Source organism: Cupriavidus sp. D384 (assembly GCF_001652915.1).
In the GTDB taxonomy this organism is placed as follows: Bacteria; Pseudomonadota; Gammaproteobacteria; order Burkholderiales; family Burkholderiaceae; genus Cupriavidus.
In genome coordinates this window covers 120,462-143,450 of the sequence record NZ_BBQI01000006.1, presented here as the reverse complement: position 1 = coordinate 143,450, position 22,989 = coordinate 120,462, and the positions used below count along the sequence as shown (strand labels likewise).

Below are 22,989 nucleotides of genomic sequence, written 5' to 3'. Positions count from 1 at the left end.
TTGATCAATGCGGCGGTTAGCCCGTGTCGCAAGAGTTTGCGAGAGACTGTCATGCTGAACGGGAACATCGTCGAGGGATGTAGGTCGTTGTCCTACGTCGTCGTCCTAGGGTCCGTCCAGGCCCAAAAATAAATGCTGGCCGTCGCGGACAATCAGCGTAGAGTGGGAGACGACCCCTTGGGAGCATGACATGGACACTTATCCGGCAGCAAACAGCAAAGGCTTCGACATTTACCCGCTAGTCTACAAATACGATCCACCGCGTGAATGGCATGAACGAAGGCCGGACCGTAGCTACAGCGCTTCCGTAGTGATCTGTCGTGAGGGTATCGCGCCGACAGCCGACAGCGGGCGAGTCTTTCAAGTACCGGATGCACAGTGGGCCGATTTGGGTGTGGCCAAGCGCGCAGCGGTCCAGCACGGGGCGGACATCATCGAAGGACTTGTCAGGGGCGAATCGCTGGCGGGTATCTGACACGGGGATGCCGCTTGCCATGCGTACCCGTGCGGGGCGAGATGCTGAGCCGTTGCTGATCGAATGACGTGATCCGCTTGCCCAAGCGGCTATGCGAAAGGCTTTGCTTGCAAAGGAAGGAGTGAGACTCTATGTCGAGACAGCTTAAGAACAAGGCCGAATTGCGCGCCATGCTTCGTGCAGAACAGGCAAAGTTTTCGGAATGCGAAGGCGCCTGCTTTGGCGACGTGTTATGGCATTCCGCGGACGCAGGTGGTTGCAACTGGAGTCTGTCGACCATGGAAGGTGGCAACAGCACTGCATGCCTGGAGGCAATCCGCCCGTTTGCGAATCGGCTGCGCGATCTGTACAACGTACCGGACGAGGGGACCTAACGCAGAACCGACGAATTTTCGTGGCTGGCCGTCGCTGCGTCCGAAGAGCCTGCGCGGAAGCCGTCTCTCTCTCGACGTTATCGGTAGGTTGGGGCAATTGCACCGGCAGTAGAAAAATTATCTAGATGACCTACTGCTCGGCGATGTCACCCGGGTCGCCATACCCCGCGCTCGCACCGCTCTGCATGCGAGACGTCCCAGGGTCATAACTCTCTGATCGTATGGCGGAAAGTTCGATAGGCGCTGGAAACCGCGTGCTAGTATGGCTGCTGCCCACAGGCCTTAGGGACCATCCGTGCAAATCACGCTCTATCGCAGCGGCGCCAAGGCTATTTTCGTTACGCGAGAACGTAGACTCGAAGACCTGCCCGCTGCTGTGCTGCAGTGGTTCGGGGCCATCGAGCGCGAAGACCACGGCGTACTAACCGAATCAACACCAATGCTGGGACTGAGCGCGGTAGGTGTGCTTGCTGACATCGCTGCACAAGGCTACTGCGCGATAGACATTCCCACGATTCCGCACGTGTATCCCGAAGATAGCTAGACCACGGGATTTCAGTCAACAATCGCAAGAACAAGCTTGGCACCGGCCAGGGTCCGGCCTATCCCCGTGCGAACAGTGGAGACAATGCGGACAGCAGACTGTGCAGATGTCCAAATTGAACACCTGGCACGCCGGCTTCCGTAGCCGACCCTTCCGCGCCGTTCATGATTTACAGGCGAAGGGCCGAAGCTAGTAGTGTTAGGGACGTGGGACATGTTCTCAGCCTGATGGCACGTCCCTAGAGTCAAGGATTGCCGAGGGAGCGGCTTGTGCGCGCGTCACTCTCAATGGAACGTCGGTGGTATTTTTGTAAAGTGCAGACGCGCTCGTCTGCCTACACGCCGCTCACATCTACTTACGCGCCGACCAACTCAAAATCCGGCATTTTGAACGTCTTGCGATTCATCGCCTCAGTGGCGCCATAGAAGCGCATGGTCGGCATGGGGCGCTTGCCCTCGGTCGGGATCCAGTTGGACTCCAGGCCCGCTGGTGCCTTGGGGCCGACGTAGATGGTCGCGCTGCCATCCGGGTTCGGCTTCATCTTGTCCAGGTCGTACGAGGAAAGCGTGGTCCGGTTGGAATCGCTGTAGATGAAAGAGAACGTGGCGTGGTCGTAGACGGTGAGCGCCCAGAACTGCTTGACCGGCATGTCACGCGGCACGTCCACCTTGTACAGCTTGCCGGGCTCCAGCCGCTTGCCGTCCTTGTCGGCCAGGGCAACCATGTAGTGCGTGGCCGGCGCGTCGCTGAGTTCCTTGGGCATGTAGGTACACCAGAAGTACTCGGCAGCGCGCTCAATCAGGTCGATCCGGTCGTCGTAGGTGAAGTTGAACTTACGGTTGGCGTCGGGCTGCAGCAGCGATACGTAGTGCCGGTCCGGCCAGTACACGCGCTTCACCATTTCCGTGTCGAACCACTGCTGCAGGAAGAACCAGGCATCGATTGCCGCATTGCGCATGGCCCGTTTCGCGGTGTCATCGGGCGTGAACGGCTTGCCCCGCTCGATCCCCAGCGACGTCAGCATCCCCATCATGACCGTGTCGTGCTCCCGTACCGGCTCCACGCTCATGATCTCGTGCATATCGGCGAAATGCCGCTCGTCATAGAACCGCAGCGTTGGATAGCGCTGGTTGGCCGGGTCGACAAAGCGCTGGCGCGGCGGGCTGGCCGCCTCGGACAGGTAGTACATGCGCAGCCGCTGCGCATAGTGAAAGGCGTCTTCCACGGATTTTCCGGATGCCCGCACCGAGCGGAAGGCAAACGCGATACGGTAGTTCGGCGACGCCACGTGGAGATACCCCTTCGGGATCTGGCCCTTGTAGCCCGGCGGCGTGAACAGGTATTTGCCGCCCTTGCCCTTATCCAGGCCGGAAGGTCCCACGTCGGCATCGTGAACTGCCACGCGTCCACCACCTGACCGTAGAGGCTGCCATCGGGCCCCGCTTTGGGCACCTCCAGTACCGCCGGGCCCTTGCGCAGGTCGGTGTAGGCGGCGATATAGGGCGTTGAACTGTTGGCCGTGATGGCTTCCAGCTTTGGCGTTGCCGTGGCGGAGTACGTGATGATGTCGTTGTCCTTCATCCCGAGGTCGGTGAAGGCCGCCCGGCGGAACGAATAGATCGCGATCGCCGGCATGTTCCAGAGCACGGCCTCGAAGGCGCGGTGGTACTTGATTTCGTAGTCAAAGTCCTTGACGGATGGAGTGGCGCCCTGCGGAGGCTGGCCGCCCAGCGGTTCGCGACTGCCCTGCGTGGGGGCGGCGATCGAGGGCTGGGCGTCAACCGCCGTGGCCGCTGTAGCGGCAAGGGCACCGCCAGCGGTGGAAACCAGGAATTGGCGTCGATCCATTGCAATGCTCCTGTCGTCAGCGGCGGTGCGGGCGCGCGATGCCAGTCTGCCGCCGCGCCATGGGTTGGGTAACTTGCCGGCCCGCTCGTCCGGCGAGTGTGCCAAGCCGATCATCGGAAATGGCGTCGAAGGCCCATTCTTCGAATATTTTCAGATCTGCCGAGAAAACTTTCATTTCGAAATGCGCCTGTCGCTAGGCAACATGGACATCCAATCGTGGGAACTGGCGCAGCCAGCGTCCAGCTACCTAAGGAGCCATGCATGCGCAGTCGAGGGGGATTCAGGACATGGGTGCGTATCTTCCCGCTGTTTGCCGCAGCAATGGCGCCGGCCCACGCGGAAGATTCGGCAGATCTGGCGAAGAAGCTGAGCAACCCCGTCGCGGCGCTGATCAGCGTGCCGTTCCAGTTCAACTATGATCGCGGGATTGGTCCGGTGCATGACGGCGACCGGCTGACCATGAACTTTCAGCCAGTGGTGCCGATTTCGCTGAACCAGGACTGGAACATGATCTCTCGGACGATTCTGCCGCTGACTTACCAATCGTCGGTCACGCCGGGGTCGGGTTCGCAGACCGGGCTGGGCGATACGCTGCAGAGCTTGTTCTTCTCCCCAAAGGTGCCTACGGCCGGCGGGCTGATCTGGGGTGTGGGGCCGGCGCTGCTGCTGCCCACCGGGACCGAAAACCAGCTCAGCGCCCGCAAGTGGGGGCTGGGTCCCACGGCCGTGGGCCTGGTCCAGCATGGCCCGTGGACCTACGGGGTGCTCGGCAACCATATCTGGTCCGTAGCGGGCGACAATGGCAGGCCTGCGGTCAGCAGCACATTCATCCAGCCGTTCCTGGCCTACACTACGCCCACCGCGTGGACATACACCGTCAACACGGAATCCACCTACGACTGGAAGCAGTCGCAATGGAGCGTCCCGATCCACGCGGGCGTCAGCAAGCTGATCAAGCTCGGCGACCAGCCGGTCAGCCTGGGGTTGTTCGCGACATACTGGGCGGATTCGCCTACTACAGGCGCCCACGGATGGGGCGGCCGCGCGGTCGTGACCTTGCTATTTCCGAAGTAGCGTGCGTCGCGACTAACACCACCTAACGTCCGTTCAGGATGGCAATGCGGCCTTTTCGGGAATCTGCCTGAGCGGCAGATGTTGGCCGATCGTTGACCGTGGGCGCCGCCTCAGACGACAGCCTTCGACCCGTCTCCGCCATTCGCAGGCATGTTGGAATGGCGGTTCTCCTGCTGAACCCCGTCATTCGCGATCAATCGCCATTGCTCAGACCGCCCTCACATTTCGACAGCGATCGCGCTCAATGCCGCCACGTCGAGGATTAGGAAATGCGAGTAGGTAATGCGGATGATGCCGTCTCGTTCAAGCTGCTTGAGTTCCTTGTTCACGATGGGGCGAGAGCGGCCCACCATGTCGGCGAACTCATCCTGGGAAAGCTTCAAGGAAATCGAAACGCCGTCAGTCCGTGGCATGCCGTACGGGTCCACCATGTGGAGCAGCGTTCGCGCGCAACGCGCACGCAGCGTGGCTAGCGAACTCTCGGCAAGGTTCAGGTAGGTCAGGCGGGAGCGCAGGCAAAGCAGTCGCATGAGCGCCAGCGCGAGCCCTGGCTCGCTGGCCAGCGTCCGCTGGACCAGCCCCTTACCGAGCAACAGGACGACGGTGTCTTCATGGGCCACGGCGTCATGGATGGCGCCTTGCTCATCCAGCACCGGGATCAGGTTCATCAACTGGCCCGGCTCCAGATAGCGCGCCACATGCCGCTTGCCGGTCGGCGTGGTGGCGCTGACCTCCAGCACGCCATCGACGATCAGGCAGAGGTGTTCGACCGGTTCCCCCCGGCGGGTCAGCATCTCGCCGCGCTTGAGCAGCTTGATCTGTCCCTCCTGCAGCAGCGTTTCCAGCGTTTCCGGCTTGCAGGTGCTGAACCAGCCGGCGCGCTTCAGTACGGCGGAGGCCAGAGCACGGTGCGAGGGCCGAGCGAATTCTGTCATGTTCTTTACAGATTTGAGGGGCGCGCCTTCCTAGAATCGCCGGCACATTCACAGAATCCAGGAGACAGCAATGGCCGAGGATCTTGGCATCGGCGCATCCGCCTATCTTGCCGCATTGCGGGGGGCGGGTGTCAGTCATTTTGTCACAGTGCCGGACTTCGTCCAGCTTGCACTGCATCAGGCCGTGGAGCGCGGCGAAGGCGGGATGGCGCTGGTCCGCACGTGCAACGAGGACCAGGCCGTCTGCGTAGCGGCGGGCCTGACGATTGCCGGCAAGCGGCCGCTTGTGGTGATCCAAAACCAGGGTCTCTACGCCTGCGTCAACACCATCCGCGCCGTGGCGCTCGACGCGCGCATCCCCACTGTCTTCCTAATCGGCCAGTTCGGCCGCGAAACCGACAACTTCGCGCAGCCGAGCATTCAGTCGCGTCGGCGCGTCGTCAAACTGCTAGAGCCGATCTTGGACACCCTCAATGTGCCGTATTGGCAACTGGAGCAGGCTTCAGACCTGGAGGCCGTGGCCGCCGCCTATGACGCGGCGCAGAGCCGTCGGGGCGCCGCGGCGCTGATCGTCGGACGCCCCGTGGCGTGGCATTGAAGGAGGAACACCATGCGAATCGTGGATGCCTGCAAGGCAATCGCCCAGGCGCGCGGCGAGCGCGTGATCGTGGCGACGATGGGGGCGATGTTCGCCTTCGATATGCTCGGCGTGACCGAACGCCGCCTGAGCTCGGTGCCGCTGATGGGCGGCGCTGCGAGTCTCGGCCTGGGGCTGGCGCTTGCGCGGCCAGACCACGGTGTGATCGTGGTTGACGGCGACGCCAGCCTGCTGATGCAGCTCGGCGGACTGGTCACCGTCGCCGATGCTGGCACAACCAACCTGATCCATTTCGTCGTGCAAAACGGGGCCCAGTTCTCCGGCGCTTCCAACCTCCCTGTGCCCGGCGGGCATGACGTGGACTTCCGAGCCATGGCGCTGGCCGCCGGCTATGCGAGCGCGCATGTTTTCGACAACGCCGCGGCGCTTGGCGACGCGCTGCCCACGCTGCTCGACGCTAGCGGCCCCGTATTCGTCGTGTTGAAGACCGAGCCAGAGGCGCCGCAGTTCGGGCCGGAGAAGCCGCAGCCCGAGATGCCGGATCGGCAGTTCCAGCGCATGGGCGTCGAGGCGGAGCAACTCGGCGTCTGGTATGCGCGCGCTGAAGGAGCATGACGTGACTTCCCGGGCTGCGGATACATACGACTACCTCGTGGTGGGTGCCGGCTCTTCCGGCGCAACCTTGGCCACCCGCCTTGCCGAGCGTGGCCAGGGCAAGGTGCTGCTGCTCGAAGCCGGCGCGCCGCGCGACAAGGATTTCTGGGTCACGGTGCCGCTCGGCGTTGCCAAGCTGTTGCTCAATCCCGACTACGTCTGGCCTTTCCAGACCGAGGCTCAGCCCCAGCTTGCCGGACAGAAGATCTACTGGCCGCGCGGCCGGCTGCCCGGCGGGTCGAGTTCGGTGAACGGCATGATCTTCGTGCGCGGCGAGCCCGCCGAGTTCGACCATTGGGCCGCGCTCGGCAACCAGGGTTGGGATTACGCATCGCTGCTGCCGTACTTCAAGCGCCTGGAAAACACGGCGTGCGGGCAGGACGACGCGCGCGGCCGCAGCGGGCCGATCAGCGTGTCGTCGGTGTCGAAGGTCCACCCGAACCCGCTCAGCGACGCCTTCGTGCAGGCGTGCCAGCAGGCGGGCATTCCGGCGGCCAGCGACTACAACGGTGGCGTCTACGAGGGGGTGAGCTACCTGCAACTGTCGACCGATGGCGGCAGGCGTTGCAGCACGGCCGTCGGCTACCTGCGCGGCAGGCCGCAGGCCAATCTTGCGCTGGCGACGGAGGCGCTCGGGACGCGCGTGGTCTTCGACGGACAACGCGCCGTCGGTGTCGAATACGAGCAGGGCGGCATTCGGCGCCGCGCCATGGCAACGCGCGAGGTCATCCTCAGCGCGGGGCCAATCAAGTCGCCGCAACTGCTGGAGCTTTCCGGCATCGGCGACGGCGCGCGGTTGCAGGCGCTTGGCATCCCGGTACGCCATCATCTGCCCGGCGTCGGCGAGAACCTAATCGACCATCTGCAGGCGCGCATCACGTTCGAATGCACGAAGCCGATCACGCTCAACGAGATTGTCCGCAGCCCGCTGCGGCAGGGCTGGATGGGCATGCGCTACCTGATGACCCGGCGCGGCATCATGGCTACGCCATCGGCCACGGTCCATGCGCTGGCACGTACGGCTGACTTGAAGGACCGGCCGGCCGTCAAGATCCAGCTTCATCACCTGACCGGCGCGGACCGCTACGCGGGCCGGGGCTTTGGCCTCGATCCGTTCCCCGGCTTCGCGGTGGGGTTCTTTCAGTTGCGGCCCGATTCGCGCGGCCATCTTCATATCCGCAGCACCGACCCGCACGAGGCCCCGGTGATCGAGCCGCGCTATCTCGATACCGAAGGCGACCGGCACGCGATGCTGGAAGCGCTGCGGCTGTCGCGCAAGGTATCGCAGCAGCAGGGACTGGCCGGCTACGTGGCACGCGAGACCCGGCCCGGCACCGACGTGCGCGACGACGCCGGCCTGCTGGACTACATCAAGGCATCGGGACAGACGTCGTGGCATCCGATCGGCACCTGCAAGATGGGTAGCGATCCGATGGCCGTGGTGGACAGCCAGCTCCGCGTGCATGGCGTGGCCGGCTTGCGCGTGGTGGACTCTTCCATCATGCCGACCATGTGTTCGTCGAACACCAATGCCGCGTCGATCATGATCGGCGAGAAGGCGGCCGACATGATCCTCGGCGCCGCGCGGGGCTGAGCCGCAACGGCCCGATACGGGCAAAGCGGGCGACACGGGCGACACGGGCGACACGGGGCACATTCAGCGAAGACAGGCCGCGCCAAGACGGCCACCCCATCCCAACACAATATCTCGGAGACAACATGACCCCAATCTACGAGCCCGCGCGAGCGTGGCGCACGGCGGTGCTGCTGTTCCTGTTCATGGTGGTGAACTTCCTGGACAAGATCGTCATCGGCCTGCTGGCCGTGCCGATGATGGAATCGCTGCAATTGACGCCCTCGCAGTTCGGGCTGGTGGCCAGCAGCTTCTTCTGGGTATTTGCCGTCGCCGGCATCGCAGGCGGCTTCATGGCCAATCGCGTCGCCACGACGACGATGCTGCTGGTCATGGCGCTCGCGTGGTCGGTCTTCCAGATTCCATTGGCGATGTCGTCGAGCGTGGCCGTGCTGATCCTGTCGCGCGTGCTGCTCGGCATCGCCGAAGGCCCGGCATTCCCCGTGGCCGTGCATGCAGCCTACAAGTGGTTCCCCGACGACCGGCGCAATGTGCCGGTGGCGTTCTTCTCGCAGGGTGGCAGTGTCGGGCTGCTGATTGCCGGCATCGTGATTCCGCAGATCACCCTGCACTGGGGCTGGCGGGCGAATTTCTACGTGCTGTCCGCGGTCGGGCTGGTCTGGGCACTGCTGTGGATGCTGCTTGGCCGCGAGGGTCGCATCGAGACAAGGGAGGCGAGTGCCGAGACGGCCGGCACCGAAGCGCGCCTGCCCTATGCCCGGCTGATGTCGGACCCCACCGTGATGGCCTGCTTCCTCCTGCATTTCGTGGCGTACTGGGGGCTTGCGCTGACCCTGACATGGCTGCCGGCGTATCTGCAGCGCGGGCTCGGCTACTCGGGCATTGAGGCGGGCCGCCTGTATGCCGTGATCGTCGCGATCAGCATGCCGACGGTCATCGGCTGCTGCTGGTTTGCCCAGCGGATGCTCAAGCGCGGCGCCACATCGCGCGCCGCCCGTGGCCTGTTCTCCGCCGCCACGCTGTTGCTGGCAGGCGGCGCCTTCATCGCCTTGTGGGCGACGGACCTCGCGCCGATCTGGCGCGTGGCACTGATCGGTGTGGCCGTGGGTGTATCGCCGACGATCTACTCGCTGGGGCCCGCCATGCTGGCGGAAGTGACGCCCGGAGCGCAGCGCGGGGCCATCCTCGCCATCGACAACTCCATCGCATCCGTTGCCGGCGTGTTGGCGCCGCTGGTATCTGCGTTCTTCATCGAGGGCATTGCGGGCGCGGCAGGCTATCAGGCCGGCTTCGCCTTCTGCGGCGTATTGATGGTGCTGGGCGGCATCGTCGGCGCCATGGCGATTGATCCGGAGAAGTCGGTGCGCGCGCTGCGCAACCGGGAGACAGCCATCCGTGCGGCTGGGCCGGATGCCCAATCGGCCGCCGGCTAACGTCGCACCCATTGATTCCATTCATCAGGCAGGCGTTGCAGCAACCGGGCATTCCGGTGCCCGTCCATGCCGTCACGTCCGATCCAACGGGCGGCGGCCATTTACAACCCACAAGGGGGGAGACAGGAGTGAGGAAATCGATCGTAGCGCTGGCAGCGATGCTGGCCGGCGCGGGGAGCGCCCATGCGCAATCCAGCGTGACGGTGTATGGCGTGGCGGATGTGAACGTCGAGTACGCCAGCCATGTCGGCGCCGTGCCGACCGCCGCCAATGGCTTCAATCCGGGGCCGGCGCATGGCGTGGTGCGCATGGACTCCGGCGGCTATGCCGGATCGCGCTGGGGGATTCGCGGCACGGAGGACCTGGGCGGCGGGACGTCCGCGCTGTTCGTGCTGGAGAGCGGGTTCAACCTCGACACCGGCACGCTGCAGCAGAGTGGCCGCCTGTTCGGCCGGCAGGCATTTGTCGGCCTGGCGTCGCGCTATGGCCAGGTCACGCTGGGACGGCAGTACACATCGATGTTCGAGGCGCTGGCCAACTTCGTGCCGATGGCCTACGCCACGCAGTACGAGCCCGTCGCCTTCATGGCGGGGGCCAACTTCCGCGAGGACAACACGGTGAAGTACACGGGCCAGTTCGGCCCGCTCACGGCGCTGGCGCACTGGTCGTTCGGCACCGGGCTGGCACTGCCGGCGACGGTGGGCGTGGCCACGTCTATCGGCGGCAATGGCGAGGTGCCCGGGCAGTTCCGGCGCGATTCGGCCTATGGCGCGGCGCTGGTCTACGGTGCTGGCCCACTCGCCGTGACGGCAGGCTATGACCAGTTTAACCCGACCATCGGCACGAGTAGCGGAACGGTGAAGAAGGCGTCGGTCGGCGCCAGCTATACGTTCGGCCCGGCGCTCAAGTTGATGGGCGGCTACCGCTGGGGCCAGAACAAGGGCCAGGACCGCAATCTGATCCAGCGGGACGACTATTACTGGGCGGGTGCCACCTATCAGGCCACGCAGGCGATTTCCCTGTCCGTCGAATACAACTACGACAACCTCAAGAACCTGTACGGCAACACCCAGTTGGCCAATCCGTGGCAGGTCGCGCTGATCTCCGACTATGCATTCTCCAAGCGGACGGACGTGTACCTGACGGCGGCCTATGCCAAGAACGCCGGCCTGACCTTCGATTCGGTGGCGAATGTCTACGCCACCTCGCTGTCGCTGGGCACGAGCTACGCCCTGGCCAACGGGCAGAGTTCGATGCTTGGCGTGGCCGTGGGCGTGCGCCACAAGTTCTGACGGGACGCCGTTTCTCCGTTTCCCCGAGGGCGTTGCTGGCGCTGGCGGGGGCTTGCGGGACCACGCGGGCGGTTGCTCTCGTGGTCCTTTTTCAAGGCAATGACGGTGTCTGCTCCCGTGCCTTCTTAGTTATTTTAGGAACCGATATGAATTCTTTTTTCGGGTCGTCACCGGCCGAAGGGATTGCAGCAAGATATCCGCATTCTGCCAGTGCACCGCGCGCCGCTTTTCGTTCATCCGGTCCTACCTAACCGGAGGACTAGGATGAGCGCGTGCCCTCACCGCTGCATACCACGCTTCAGCAACCCGAGAATATGCATCAGAGCACGATTGGCAGACTACGCGTTTCCTGTGAGGACATAACGATGGCACTTTCGCGCAGAGATTTTCACCGTGTAAGCATGGCGATGGCGGCTGGACTTGCTGCCGCCGGCACAGCCTCAGACGTCGCGGCAGCAGAATCGCCAACACCTCTCGCATCCGGGGCGGGTAGCGCGATGCAGCCGCTGGGCGGACAGCCACCTGCGGGTTCGGCACCATCGGTCAAGGATTTTGACTATCAGATCAAGTATCAGCGGGCGTTTGAAGCGGTTTTATGGAACATGCCCGCCATCGCCATCTATAGCTTTCGCCGGGCCGCTTTCGACAATCTGGGGGTCAAGGACAACGATATCATTGCCTATTCCGCTCCCGCCACGCCTAAGCTCGAGGCGATAACAGCCAATAGCACGACACCCTACATTACGGCATTCACCGATCTTCGGAAAGGTCCGGTGGTTCTGGAGGTACCGGCCGCCGGCCCCGAAGGCAGCGTATACGGGCAGGTTGTGGATGCGTGGCAATTCACGATCGCGGATGTCGGACCATCGGGGCTCGACAAGGGTAAGGGCGCGAAGTTTCTTTTCACCGCCCCGGGCCACAAAGGTCCCGTTCCGAAGGGCTATCTTCATGTCGCATCGCCGAACTTCAGGATCGCACTCGCATTCCGCTCCGTTCGCGCATCCGGCAAGAGCGCGACGGACGCTTATCACTATGCGCAGCGACTGCGGATGTACTACCTTTCGGAGGCAGCAAATCCACCGAAGCAACGCTTCCTGGATCCCATCCACGATCGCTACCCAACGCTGCCGTTCTTCGACGAACGTCATTTTGACGACATGCACGCCATCATGAGCGTCGAGCCAGTGAACCCACAGGACAAGATTATGATGGGCATGCTCATGTCGTTGGGGATCGAGAAAGGCAAGCCATTCGCACCGGATGAAACGACAAAGAAGGCCATGCGTCAGGCAGCGATCGACGCATGGTTTTATCTGCAGCACTGGTACGACCATTTCCCGCGAGAGAAGCTCTTCTGGCCGGATCGACACTATGCGTCACTACTTCAGGCAGATGGGAACAGGACCTTCACCTTCGTTTCCGACGACACAATCGATCTGATCAACCGCGCGGCCGAATATTTCTGGTGCACCTATATGCCGCGGGTTCTAGCCGACGATCCCGCCACCCAGTATTTGATGGCGCTGGCGGACAACAACGGCAATCTGCTCGAGGCGGGCAAGCTCTACAAGCTCGACGTGCCGGCGCAGATGCCAGTCAAGCAGTTCTGGGCGTTGACAGTCTATGACCGCGCGACCAATGCATTCATCTACAGCGAGTCCAACCGCACGACGCTCTCGTCTTACGATCTCGATGCCATGAAGAAGAATGCGGATGGGAGCGTTACGCTTTATGTCGGCCCCAAGGCCCCCGAAGGATTGGCGACCAACTGGATACCCACCGCAGGGAGGCGTCCGCTACCGGCGATGCGTCTTTACGGCCCAACCGAAGCGATCAACAACAAGACTTTCAAACTGCCGGACTTCCAAGTTGCTTGACGCACCTTGAATGGACCGGACCTTCGTGGAAAAGACATTACGAAAACGTCCTGATCAACGCTCGGTCATGCCGAAGGCCAAGCCATTTTTCCACCACAGCGGGATCGCACGTTGCGATTTTAGAAAGACAAGGGGTATGGCCGTGAATACATCGAAATCCGTGGTCAGAAGAAATCTTACTGGTGCACTCGTTGCGCTTGCCGTTGCCGGCTATAGCACTCAGACAATCGCACAGTCACAGCGACCAACACCCGTTCAGACGCTTGCGGCGAGCCATGACGCGCTCGCGAATGCACCTTTTTCCGGTGATTTTCCCACCAATGATTCCGCAGAACTGCTTCGGGACGAACTGTATTTCCAGCGCGCTGTTCAAGTTTACTTGTGGTCGCTACCCGCCATCAACATGTTCGCGATGAAAGAGGGTTCGGAGAAAATCTATGGAGCTGGATACAACGTGCTTCCGGTCTGGAAAGACCGTCTTAACGCAAAAACGCAAGTCACTACGCCTAACTCTGATTGTCTCTACGCGATGGGATACGTCAATCTTGCGAAAGACGGGCCGATCGTCGTCGAGGTTCCACCCCAGAATCAGGGCATCTTCGACGACTTCTATCAGCGGCCGCTTTCGGGCCCGACAATCGGCGGGAAAACCTATACGGGTGATTTCGGATATGCCGGGCCTGACGGCGGCAAGGGCGGTAAGTACCTGATCGTCCCGTGGAACTACAAGGGTTCCGCGCCCAAGGGCTATTACCTTTACCGGTCCCGGACCAACAATGTATTCGTGTTTTACCGGGGATTCTTCACCGACCCCAAGGATCTGAAACCCGCTAACGCCTTGATCGCAGGCACGCGCATCTATCCCTATGGCAAGAAGGAATCTGCCACGCCAATGCAGTTTCCGAATGGATCGGCAACACCGGCCGATCTGCTGTTCCCGCATGACGGCACCTATTTCGACATGCTGGCCCGTTTCGTCGATCAAGAAACGGTCGACCCTGCAGATATGGACTGGCGCGGCATGATGGCGGCGATCGGCATCGAGAAAGGAAAGCCGTTCCAGCCGACAGCCCGACAACGCGAGTTGCTAGACAAGGCGGCGAAGACCGCGTTCAAGATGAGCAAGGTCGAAATATGGAACGGACTGGTGGACCAGCCCGAGGCAAAATACTATCCAGACCGGCAATGGGTCAACGTCTTCGCTGGACAGAACCCGTTGTTTCAGGCAAGCGGTACGTTCACCAATCTCGTTCAACGCGATGCGTACTTTACGACCGCTTACGCGACGAGTCCCGGAATGGTCGTGGACTTTGTCGAGAAAGGCGCAAAATATCCGTCGACCTGGCGCGATGCGGACGGTCAATTTCTGGAAGGTGGACGCAGCTATCATCTCCACCTGCCGCGCGATATTCCTGCTGCCAACTTCTGGTCTGTCACAGTATATGACTCGATCAACGCCTCTGGACTGCAAAATGGCCAGCCCCTCCCTTCCTTGAATTCCATGGACAAGCCTGTGCAAAACGCCGATGGCTCGTACGATCTTTACTTTGGCCCGAATGCGCCGGCCGGTAAGGAGCGCAACTGGGTAAGGACGGTTCCGGAGAAAGGCTATTTCATTATTCTGCGTCTGTATAGTCCCAAGGAGGCGTTCTTCAAGAAAACCTGGAAGCCTGACGACGTCAAGCGCATTGCGCAATAGAGCTGTGGATGTGGCGTGCAGGCCGGTCACTTGGAGCTGAGCGATCGGCCGCTTCCAAAGTGGAAGCCTCAGATCTCCGAAGTTTGGCAATGCCACCTTTGCTTTTACGCCGCCGGCGGGCGCCAAGGCTGCCGAGTTCGTTCCCTGTAGTCTCGCTAAGGAGCCCGCGATGACATACGCATTCGGCAAGCTTTCGATGGTTTGCGTGACAGCGCTCGTCTCGGTAGGGATCACAGTACTTGGTGGTCAATCCACCGTATTGAGTCCGATAGAGTCACCGCTCGAGCGCCTGCTTCGCGAATAGGACGATACCGTGTGAGGATGTATGCACGACTTGATTCGCCACCCGGCCATTCTGTTCGTCGTACTGTTGATGTTCATGGGCGTCGCCACGGCCATCGGAGCGCTTTTGCTACGCCGCATCTGGCCAATTTCCAAGGAGAATCGGGATGACTTCAACATCATCCAGGGCGCCACGCTGACGCTTCTTGCGTTGCTGATCGGGTTCACGTTGTCGATGGCGGTAGGCCGATACGATCAGCGCAAGAATCTGGAGGAAGAAGAGGCCAATGCGATTGGCACCGAGTATCTCAGGGCGGAGTTGATGGCGGCCGACGCGCCAGCCATCAAGAGGCTGCTCGGTCAATACCTCGAACAGCGCATCCTCTATTACCAGACGCGCGATCGAGCTAAGGTGCAAGAAATAGAAAACAAGACCGCGCGTGTCGAAGCGGAGATGTGGCGGTTGGTGCGAGACGCAGCCGGCGCTGCACCGAACCCGATTACCGCGCTTGCCGTGGCAGGAATGAATGATGTCATCAATTCGCAGGGCTATACCGAGGCTGCCTGGCTGAACCGTATCCCCATCTCTGCCTGGGGGTTGATGATCATCATCGCGTTCTTCAGCAGCCTGCTGCAGGGATATGGCATACGCGCGGAAGGTACCAAGCTGTTTCTGCTGCTGATCGTGCCGTTGACGGTGTCACTGTCGTTGTCCCTGATTTCGGATATTGACAGCCCGCGCGGCGGGCTGATCCGCGTTGTCCCCCAGAACCTCCTAAGTCTTCAGCAATCCCTGGATCCTCCGTGACACCTATTGGGATCGAGTGAGCCTCGTGCGTCGCTTAGTAGGTCACCGTGGAGTTCGCAATGATTGCAGCGTTCGACTGGTTCCAGCATGTACTTCGTCTTCATCCGGAAGTCACGTTCTTCCTGGTGCTGGGCTTGGGTTACGCGCTTGGTAAGCTGAAAATTGGCAGCTTTACGCTGGGCGCCGTCACCGGAACGCTGCTCGCTGGCGTGCTGGTCGGGCAATTGGGCCTCAAGATTTCCGGTGAAGTGAAGCAGTGCTTCTTTCTGCTATTCCTGTTTTCCATCGGGTTTCGCACCGGCCCACAGTTCTTTCGCGGTCTGCGCAGCGATGGTCTGCAGCAGGCGCTGCTGGCGGCGATCGTCGCCACGACTGGGCTTGTGATCGCATTCGTCGTCAGTAAGCTGTTCGGCTACCAGGCAGGTACCGCAGCGGGCGTGGTGGCCGGATCGCTGACCGAATCGGCCACCATCGGAACGGCGAGCGACGCCATTTCGCGGCTGGCCCTGTCCGAAGCCCAGCGGCAGGTCTTGACGAACCAAGTTCCGGTAGCCTTTGCGGTCACCTATCTGGTGGGTGTGATTGGTGCAGCGTGGATTCTCGGTCAACTCGCGCCTAGATTGCTGGGTGTAGATCTCCCCGCGGTGTGCCGCGAGCTCGAAGCCAGCATGGAAGGCAACGCGACGCAGGCAATCCCGAGCCGGCGCGAGTTCGAACTGCGCGCCTATCGCATTGGCGATCGATCGCCGCTGGCGGGCGCAACGATCGCCGACCTGGAAACGGCAATGGGTGAGGAGCGTCTCTTTATTGAACGTCTTCGCCGCAATGGCGTCATGACGGACGCCACGCCGGAAACTATCCTGCGCGCCGGCGACACCTTCAGTGTGTCAGGCCGACGCACCTTGTTGGTCGAACGCATGGAAGGCCCGGGTGCTGGTTTGCGGGAGATCGATGATCGGGCGTTGCTGGACGTGGAAGTGGAAGCGCTGGACGTGGTGATCACCTCCAAGGCAATTGACGGGCGCCGGCTCGGTGATCTGGCCCAGGAGGAAGGCGCGCGCGGCGTGTTTGTGCTGCGCGTGTCGCGCGCGGGCACGCCGATACTGCTTTCGCCCGAAACCATCCTTAACCGTGGAGATATCCTTTCGCTGGTGGGCAGTGTCAAACGTGTCGAGGGCGCAGTGGGGAAAGTTGGCGTGGCTGATCGGGCAACCAATGCGACGGACATGGTGCTGGTATCGCTGGGCATCGTGGCCGGAGCCCTCGTTGGCATCCCGGCGCTTGCCGTTGGCGGCATTGAGATTGGCCTCTCGCTTAGCGTTGGGGTGCTGCTAGGCGGGCTGGTGTGTGGCTGGCTACGATCAGTGCAGCCGCGCCTCTTCGGCCGTATTCCAGGGCCGACGCTCTGGGTGTTCGAGTCCATTGGGTTGACCGGCTTTGTAGCGATCGTCGGCCTAAATGCCGGACCCGACTTCGTCAAAGGTCTGCAGTCGAGTGGCTTGTCATTGCTGCTCGCCGGAGCCCTCACAGTAAGCATTCCGATGCTCACGGGCATCTTCGTGGGCCACAAGCTCATGAAGATGCATCCGGGCATCATGCTTGGCGTTTGCGCCGGCGCTTCGACGGCAACCCCCGCGTTGGCCGCAGTACAAGAAGCCGCAAAAAGCGCAGTGCCTACATTGGGCTACGGCGTTGCCTATGCGGTGGGCAACGTGCTGCTGGCGCTATGGGGAACGGTGATCGTGGCGCTGATGGCCTGATGGAGCATATGCGGATCGGTGGCCTCGACGGCGGCGGTTCTAGCGAGACCTTTCGCCCCCTGGCGAGGATGCAACAAGACATAGACGTTGTGTCTCCGTAAGGCCGAAACCTGGTGTGAAACCGCCATCCAGATGCACTAGTTCGGATGACACTTACTGGCCGAACTCTGCCGTCAGCCCACGCCAGGACCGCGGCTGTCTCTGATCGGCGGACTCGGGCGATGGCGCTAGGTCAGCTAGGTCTGACCGTTGCGGAGTTTGCCGGGCTGGCTCTGATTCCAACTCTGCCACTTCAGGCCAGCACCGCCGCCGTACAGGCCACCATCAACGCTGCACCGCAAAAAACACGCACGCCTGGCAAACATGTAACCTAGATTCGGTTCGTGCAATTTTCGGTCGCCCCAATTGTGCAAGTTTCGATTGGCATTGACAGCCCTCTGTTGCGTACGCCGAAGATCGGATTCCGTTGCGCTTCTGCAATCTCTAGAGAGACGGGGGCGTCCAAGGCGCGCTGCCTGCCAGCGCCCGTCACGGCTGGCAGCGGTTCTCGAAAACAAGGCGGGCGTGCACCGAAAAGGCCTGCCGTGCACCGAAACGCCCCCGTACCGATCTGATTTCTGCGCCGCGTCATCGGCAAAATTCCTTCTTTCCCCCCAAAAGACCTACGGGTTATTGCTCGTTGTTCCCTGGCATGTCTGTTGCATAGCATTCAAGTGACTTGAATTTGGTGCAGAGAACTTTCCCAAACGCTCACGGGCGCGCGTTCGGCGCCTTGCACCGTTCGGTCCAGATGCCGGGCCTGCCGCCCGTTGGACATCTCTATTAAGGGGAACAGAGTGCTGAAGAAGAAAACTGTGGCCACGGCCGCGATTGCCGCCGCCGCTACCGGAGTAGTGTTGATGTCCGCGCCGGCGCAGGCAAAGGACGTCGTCAAGATCGCGTTTGTGGGCCCGCTGACGGGTGGGGTGTCGTCGATCGGCCTGGGCGGGCGCAACTCGGCAGACTTGGCCGTACGCCTTCGCAATGCCGATCCGAAGGCCAAATACACGTACGAGCTGGTCGTCCAGGATGACGAGTGCCGGCCCAACGTGGGCGTACAGGTTGCCACCAAGATTGCCGCGGACAAGTCCATTGTGGCCGGTGTCACGCACTTCTGTTCGGCCGTGGCGATGGGCACGGTCGGTGTCTACAGCCGCTTCGGCATGCCCGCTGTGGTGTGGGGCGCGGTGCTGCCCGAAGTCACGTACGGGAACAACTTCAAGGAGATCCACCGTGTCAACGGCACGATGATCAACCAGAGCGAAGTGGCCGCAAAGTTCATGACCGGCCTGGGCTACAAGAAGTGGGCGATCATTCATGACACGACCGATTATGGCAAGGGCCATAACAAGTACTTCAGTGAATTCCTGAAGAAGGACGGCGGCACGATCGTCGGCACATTTGGCGTCACGGCCGACCAGCAGGACTTCACGACCGAGTTGACCAAGATCCGCGAACTCAAGCCCGACGTGGTCTATTTCGGTGGTCTCACCCCGCTGGGCGTACGTATCCGTACCCAGATGGAGAAGCTGGGTATCAAGGCCCAGTTCGAAGGCACCTCCGGCATCAAGTCCGACGCCTATATCGAAGGCGTGGGCAAGCCGCTCTCCGAGGGATCGCTCGCCTTTATCGAAGGTGCGCCGGTCGAGAAGCTGGCCGGTGGCCAGTTCTTCATGGAGCGCTACACGCAGCAAAAGTACGGCGAGCCGCCCGAGGCCTATGGCCCGTTTGCCTATGCTGCCGCCAACCTCATCATGGACGCCGTGGAAAAGGTCGGCCCGGATCGCAAGAAGGTGCGTGACGTGCTGAATGGCACGAAGAATGTCGACACCGTCATTGGCAAGGTTACCTTCGACGAGCATGGCCAGAACGTGGTGCCACTGATCACCAAGTACGTCGTCGAGGACGGCAAGTGGGTGATCTGGGAAGACAGCGCGTACGGCAAAGGTACGAAGAGGCTGAGCGGACTGTAAGCAAGGAGCTGGCGACCTGGGGGGCGTGGGTTGCGCGCCCGGGCGCCAGCGCAGCTGGACGGTCTATTCAGGCCATTCTGGGGATACCGATGAGTGTATTGGGACAGTACGTCTTCAACGGGCTGATGCTCGGCATGATCTACGCCATGGTGGCAGTCGGCTTCACGCTGTTTTTCGGCGTGCTGGACGTCATCAAGTTTTCTCACGGCGATGTACTGATGGTGGGGGCGTTCGCGGGGCTCGCCGCATCGGCTGGGGTGATTGCGCTGCACGTGGATTCGCCGTGGCTGCAGTTGCTGGCGATCGTGGTGTGCGCGGTGATCGTGACGGGCATTCTGGGTGCCGTGATTGCGCGACTGCTGATCTTGCCCCTGCGCAAGGCGCCGCCGCTCAACACGCTGCTGGCGACGCTGATGCTGGGTACGGTGTTGCGCGAGGCCGTGCGCCTCTTTTATCCGGATGGCTCGAACCCGAAGCCGTTTCCCGCGCTGCTGCCCAGCACGGAGCTCACGCTCGGTGCGCTCACGCTGCGCGCGGACAACCTGATCTTGCTGGCCGCCGGTGTCGCCATCATTATCGGCGTCCACCTGCTGATTACACGCACGCGGTTCGGCATGGCCATCCGCGCCGTGGCGCAGGACGGGGAGACTGCGCGCCTGATGGGCATCAACTTCGAGGTGGTGGTGCTGGCCACGTTCGCACTCGGCTCGGCCATGGCGGCGCTGGCCGGCGTGATGAACGGGCTCTATTACAACGAGATCAATTTCAACGTCGGCCTGCTGCTTGGCGTCATTGGATTTGCCGCTGCCATTCTTGGTGGCCTGGGCAACCTCTACGGTGCCATCCTCGGTGGCTTCCTGTTTGCGGCCCTGCAGGTTTTGGGCAGCGCGACATTGCCGGCGCTGGTGCCCGATATCCCGAGTGCCTACAAGGATGTCTTTGCATTTGCCGTGGTCATCGTATTGATGGCCTTCAAGCCGACCGGACTCATTGCGGAGAAAACCAGTGAACGTGTCTGACAACGTCTCGAATCCGCTGCCCCCGGCGGCCGCTGGTGCTGGCGGGAAGCCTCGCAGCCCGGCGCGGGTGCTGGGTATGGCGGCGATCGCCATCGTGGCCTATCTCTATCTGTTCCTGCACGCGGAATCGCAAGTCGCCGTGGCCGTGCTGCTGGCGGTGGCTGTGGCGGCCATCGTGATTGCCGGCAAGTTAAAGCTCACGCTGGCCGTGGAGCAGGCGGCCGCACGGCGGCCCGGCCTGTCCCGACTGTGGTCGGTCATGGGTACGCTTGCGCTGATCGCGTTGTTTCACGAAAGCCATTTTGTGTTGCTGATGCTCTGCGCGGTGCTGCTCTATACCACCGCCTGCCTGGGTCTGACGGTGCAGTTCGGCTACTCCGGGGTATCCAACTTTGCGGGTGCAGCGTTCTTTGGCATCGGGGCGTACACCACGGCCGTTCTCGGCGCGCACACGCCGATTCCGTCGGTTCTCGTCATCGCGCTCTCCGGCATCGCGGCGGCCGTTATCGGCTCGCTGCTGATTGCGCCGGTGCTGCGCACCCGAGGCCACTATGCGGCGTTGGTGACCATTGCGTTTGGCATCCTGTTCAAGACGTTCCTCGAAGTCAACGACGTGCTTGGCGGCCCGCAAGGTCTGCAGGTTCCCGGCATGACGCTGTTCGGCTTCCAGTTCAACGAGGGCGTCACGCTGTTCGGCATCGACGTGTCGTTCTATGCCAGCTACGCGCTCTTGAGCCTGGCCCTTTGCGCTGGCACATTCGCCGTGGTCAAGGCGCTGGAGCGCTCCTGGGTGGGGCTGGCGATGGATGTGGTGCGCACCGATGAGACGGCGGCGGCGACGTTCGGCCTGCATATCGCGCGCTGGAAGGTCATCGCGTTCATGCTCGGCAACTTCTTCGCGGGCGTGGCCGGTAGCGTCTACGGCATGGTGACGGCGTTTGTGGCGCCGAACAACTTTACCTTCGCGGACTCGCTGCTGATGCTGTCGATCGTGATCCTGGGCGGACTGGGCAACGTGGTGGGCCTGATCCCGGCCGCCATCATCGTGCTGGTGCTCCCGGAGAAGCTGCAGTTCATCCAGGAATACCGCTTCCTCTTCTACGCGGCCCTGGTCATCGCGATCCTGCTGTTCCGTCCGGAGGGACTGTTGCCGCGCAAGATCCGCCTGTTCTTCCCGACCAAGGACACCCAATGAGCGACGCGATGATCGAGGTGCGCAATCTCACGATGCGATTTGGTGGGCTGACCGCGCTGGACAACCTCCAGCTGGACATCCGCCGCGGAGAAGTGCTGGGCCTGCTCGGTCCGAATGGCTCCGGGAAGACCACGTTCTTCAACGTGCTGACGGGCCTCTACAAGGCCAGCGCGGGCACCATCACGTATCACGGCGAGAACGTCATCGGCAAGACGCCGCAGGACATCTATCGCAGTGGCGTGGCACGGACATTCCAGCGCTCGCGACTGTCGCTGCCATTGACGGTGTTTGACAACATCGTGATCGGCGACTACCAGCACATGCAGCACGGGCTCGTGTTCAACCTGTTTCGCCGCGAGGCCTTCCGCGCCGAATACGAGCGCTATGTAGAGTCCGTGCGCGAACTGCTGGGTATCTTCAGTCCCCCGCTTGTCAGTCGCCTGTTCGAACCAGTCGAGTCGTTCACGATGATCGACCGTCGCCGGATCGAGGTCTGCCGCGCGCTGATGAGCCGTCCCCGGCTGTTGCTTCTGGACGAACCGTCGGCCGGGATGACGCATGACGAAACGCACGAACTGATGGATGACATCCTGCAGGTGCGCGGCGAGCTGCAAGACCTGTCGGTCGTGCTCATCGAGCACGAGATGAACGTGATCGAACGCATTACGGACCGGTGCGTGGTGCTGAACTACGGCAAGAAGATCGCCGAAGGCACGTACGCCGAGATCACGGCCGATCCCGATGTGCAGACCGCCTATCTCGGGGAGGAAGCGGCATGAGCGAGAACACACTGCGGGTGGAGGGCCTGAGCACGGGCTATGACAAGGTCAACGTGCTGCATGACGTGTCCATCGATGTGCCGCCTGGCAAGATTACCTGCATCCTTGGCGCCAACGGGGCAGGGAAGAGCACGTTGATCCGCGCGATCCTGGGACTTACGCCGGCGCGAAAGGGGCGCATCCTGTGGGATGGCGTCGATATCGCGGCGGAGAAGACGCACAACATCATTGCGCGCGGAATCTCGTGCATTCCGGAGGGGCGCAAGGTCTTCCCGCGCATGACCGTCGCCGAGAACCTGGCCCTGGGCGCCTTTCTCGAAACCGACCCGGACAAGGTGCGCGAGCGCATCGCGCGGGTCTACGAGATCTTTCCACGCCTGCGGGAGCGGGCGGGCCAGCTGGCCGGCACGATGTCGGGAGGTGAACAGGCCATGGTGTCGATTGGTCGCGGATTGATGGCGCAGCCACGGTTGCTGGTCATCGATGAGCCATCGCTGGGATTGTCGCCGCTGTACGTGAAGGAAAACTTCAAGGTCATCCAGCAGATCAACGAACTCGGCATGACCGTGCTGCTGGTCGAACAGAATGCGCGGCAGACACTGGCGATCGCGCACCAGGGCTATGTCCTGACGCAGGGACGCGTGGTGGCGCAGGGTTCGGCCCAGGCCTTGCGCGAGAACGACGAAGTGCGTGCGGCGTATTTTGGCTAAGCCGAGCTGGCAAACCCATTCCGGAGA

General features: G+C 62.0%; 21 protein-coding genes and 1 pseudogene. 18 read left to right on the top strand and 4 right to left on the bottom strand.

The genetic code is table 11. From position 1 onward, the window contains the following. Positions 1-190 precede the first annotated feature (190 nt). From A9J21_RS30625 to A9J21_RS31350, 3 genes are all read left to right on the top strand, one after another. The gene (locus A9J21_RS30625; protein ID WP_066736525.1) at positions 191-475 is read left to right on the top strand and encodes a hypothetical protein; all 285 of its coding nucleotides are present in this window, start codon (positions 191-193) and stop codon (positions 473-475) included. A gap of 131 nt (positions 476-606) precedes the next feature. Beyond that, positions 607-849, top strand: a complete 243-nt coding sequence (locus A9J21_RS02310) for a hypothetical protein (RefSeq protein WP_066731453.1) — start codon at positions 607-609, stop codon at positions 847-849. A 295-nt stretch (positions 850-1,144) separates the two neighbouring features. Further along, positions 1,145-1,393: a hypothetical protein gene (locus A9J21_RS31350; RefSeq protein WP_156545626.1), complete on the top strand. Its 249-nt coding sequence runs from the start codon at positions 1,145-1,147 to the stop codon at positions 1,391-1,393. Between the two features lie 355 nt (positions 1,394-1,748). Here A9J21_RS31350 and A9J21_RS32470 read toward each other — a convergent pair whose 3' ends face one another. The 3 genes and pseudogenes from A9J21_RS32470 to A9J21_RS31345 form a co-directional block, all read right to left on the bottom strand. Further along, entirely contained in the window at positions 1,749-2,795 is a 1,047-nt protein-coding gene (locus A9J21_RS32470) for a DUF1214 domain-containing protein (protein WP_255365999.1), read from the bottom strand. Positions 2,796-2,842: 47 nt separating this feature from the next. Continuing rightward, positions 2,843-2,974, bottom strand: a pseudogene (locus A9J21_RS32645) (DUF1254 domain-containing protein); the annotation flags it as partial. Between the two features lie 283 nt (positions 2,975-3,257). Then, the gene (locus A9J21_RS31345) at positions 3,258-3,416 is read right to left on the bottom strand and encodes a hypothetical protein (RefSeq protein ID WP_156545624.1); all 159 of its coding nucleotides are present in this window, start codon (positions 3,414-3,416) and stop codon (positions 3,258-3,260) included. Between the two features lie 86 nt (positions 3,417-3,502). Between A9J21_RS31345 and A9J21_RS02300 the strand changes: the two genes are divergently transcribed. Then, a complete protein-coding gene (locus tag A9J21_RS02300) occupies positions 3,503-4,315 on the top strand; it encodes a transporter (RefSeq protein WP_231906783.1) in 813 nt (270 codons plus the stop codon). Between the two features lie 218 nt (positions 4,316-4,533). On the opposite strand, the gene A9J21_RS02295 is transcribed toward A9J21_RS02300, so the two are convergent. Next, positions 4,534-5,250 carry a Crp/Fnr family transcriptional regulator gene (locus A9J21_RS02295; RefSeq protein ID WP_082926194.1) on the bottom strand — a complete coding sequence of 239 codons (717 nt, stop codon included), beginning with the start codon at positions 5,248-5,250 and terminating at the stop codon, positions 4,534-4,536. Between the two features lie 70 nt (positions 5,251-5,320). Here A9J21_RS02295 and A9J21_RS02290 point away from each other — a divergent pair, with 70 nt between their 5' ends. The 14 genes from A9J21_RS02290 (at position 5,321) to A9J21_RS02225 (ending at position 22,962) form a co-directional block, all read left to right on the top strand. Next, positions 5,321-5,848, top strand: coding sequence for a thiamine pyrophosphate-binding protein (locus A9J21_RS02290; RefSeq protein WP_066731450.1), 528 nt, complete (start codon positions 5,321-5,323; stop codon positions 5,846-5,848). 12 nt (positions 5,849-5,860) lie between these two features. Further along, entirely contained in the window at positions 5,861-6,463 is a 603-nt protein-coding gene (locus A9J21_RS02285; RefSeq protein ID WP_066731449.1) for a thiamine pyrophosphate-dependent enzyme, read from the top strand. Further along, entirely contained in the window at positions 6,441-8,096 is a 1,656-nt protein-coding gene (locus A9J21_RS02280; protein ID WP_066731448.1) for a GMC family oxidoreductase, read from the top strand. The genes A9J21_RS02285 and A9J21_RS02280 overlap by 23 nt, the downstream gene beginning before the upstream one ends. Before the next feature lie 125 nt (positions 8,097-8,221). Further along, on the top strand, positions 8,222-9,529 hold the full coding sequence (locus A9J21_RS02275; protein ID WP_066731447.1) for an MFS transporter: 1,308 nt from the start codon (positions 8,222-8,224) through the stop codon (positions 9,527-9,529). Between the two features lie 158 nt (positions 9,530-9,687). After that, a complete protein-coding gene (locus A9J21_RS02270) occupies positions 9,688-10,821 on the top strand; it encodes a porin (RefSeq protein ID WP_404851339.1) in 1,134 nt (377 codons plus the stop codon). 365 nt (positions 10,822-11,186) lie between these two features. Continuing rightward, complete coding sequence (locus A9J21_RS02265) at positions 11,187-12,698, top strand: DUF1254 domain-containing protein (RefSeq protein WP_066731443.1); 1,512 nt, start codon at positions 11,187-11,189, stop codon at positions 12,696-12,698. A gap of 10 nt (positions 12,699-12,708) precedes the next feature. Beyond that, positions 12,709-14,397: a DUF1254 domain-containing protein gene (locus A9J21_RS02260; RefSeq protein ID WP_231906782.1), complete on the top strand. Its 1,689-nt coding sequence runs from the start codon at positions 12,709-12,711 to the stop codon at positions 14,395-14,397. A gap of 325 nt (positions 14,398-14,722) precedes the next feature. Further along, entirely contained in the window at positions 14,723-15,487 is a 765-nt protein-coding gene (locus A9J21_RS02255; protein ID WP_066731442.1) for a hypothetical protein, read from the top strand. 59 nt (positions 15,488-15,546) lie between these two features. Further along, positions 15,547-17,247 (top strand): aspartate-alanine antiporter, encoded by a 1,701-nt coding sequence (aspT, locus tag A9J21_RS02250; RefSeq protein ID WP_066731439.1) that lies wholly within the window; start codon positions 15,547-15,549, stop codon positions 17,245-17,247. An 836-nt stretch (positions 17,248-18,083) separates the two neighbouring features. Further along, positions 18,084-19,259: a branched-chain amino acid ABC transporter substrate-binding protein gene (locus tag A9J21_RS02245; protein WP_082926192.1), complete on the top strand. Its 1,176-nt coding sequence runs from the start codon at positions 18,084-18,086 to the stop codon at positions 19,257-19,259. An 89-nt stretch (positions 19,260-19,348) separates the two neighbouring features. Continuing rightward, positions 19,349-20,278, top strand: coding sequence for a branched-chain amino acid ABC transporter permease (locus A9J21_RS02240; protein WP_066731437.1), 930 nt, complete (start codon positions 19,349-19,351; stop codon positions 20,276-20,278). Next, positions 20,265-21,473 (top strand): branched-chain amino acid ABC transporter permease, encoded by a 1,209-nt coding sequence (locus A9J21_RS02235; RefSeq protein WP_197497444.1) that lies wholly within the window; start codon positions 20,265-20,267, stop codon positions 21,471-21,473. The genes A9J21_RS02240 and A9J21_RS02235 overlap by 14 nt, the downstream gene beginning before the upstream one ends. After that, a complete protein-coding gene (locus tag A9J21_RS02230) occupies positions 21,470-22,252 on the top strand; it encodes an ABC transporter ATP-binding protein (protein WP_066731429.1) in 783 nt (260 codons plus the stop codon). Before A9J21_RS02235 ends, A9J21_RS02230 begins: the two co-directional genes overlap by 4 nt. Continuing rightward, entirely contained in the window at positions 22,249-22,962 is a 714-nt protein-coding gene (locus tag A9J21_RS02225) for an ABC transporter ATP-binding protein (RefSeq protein WP_066731427.1), read from the top strand. Before A9J21_RS02230 ends, A9J21_RS02225 begins: the two co-directional genes overlap by 4 nt. Positions 22,963-22,989: the final 27 nt, after the last annotated feature.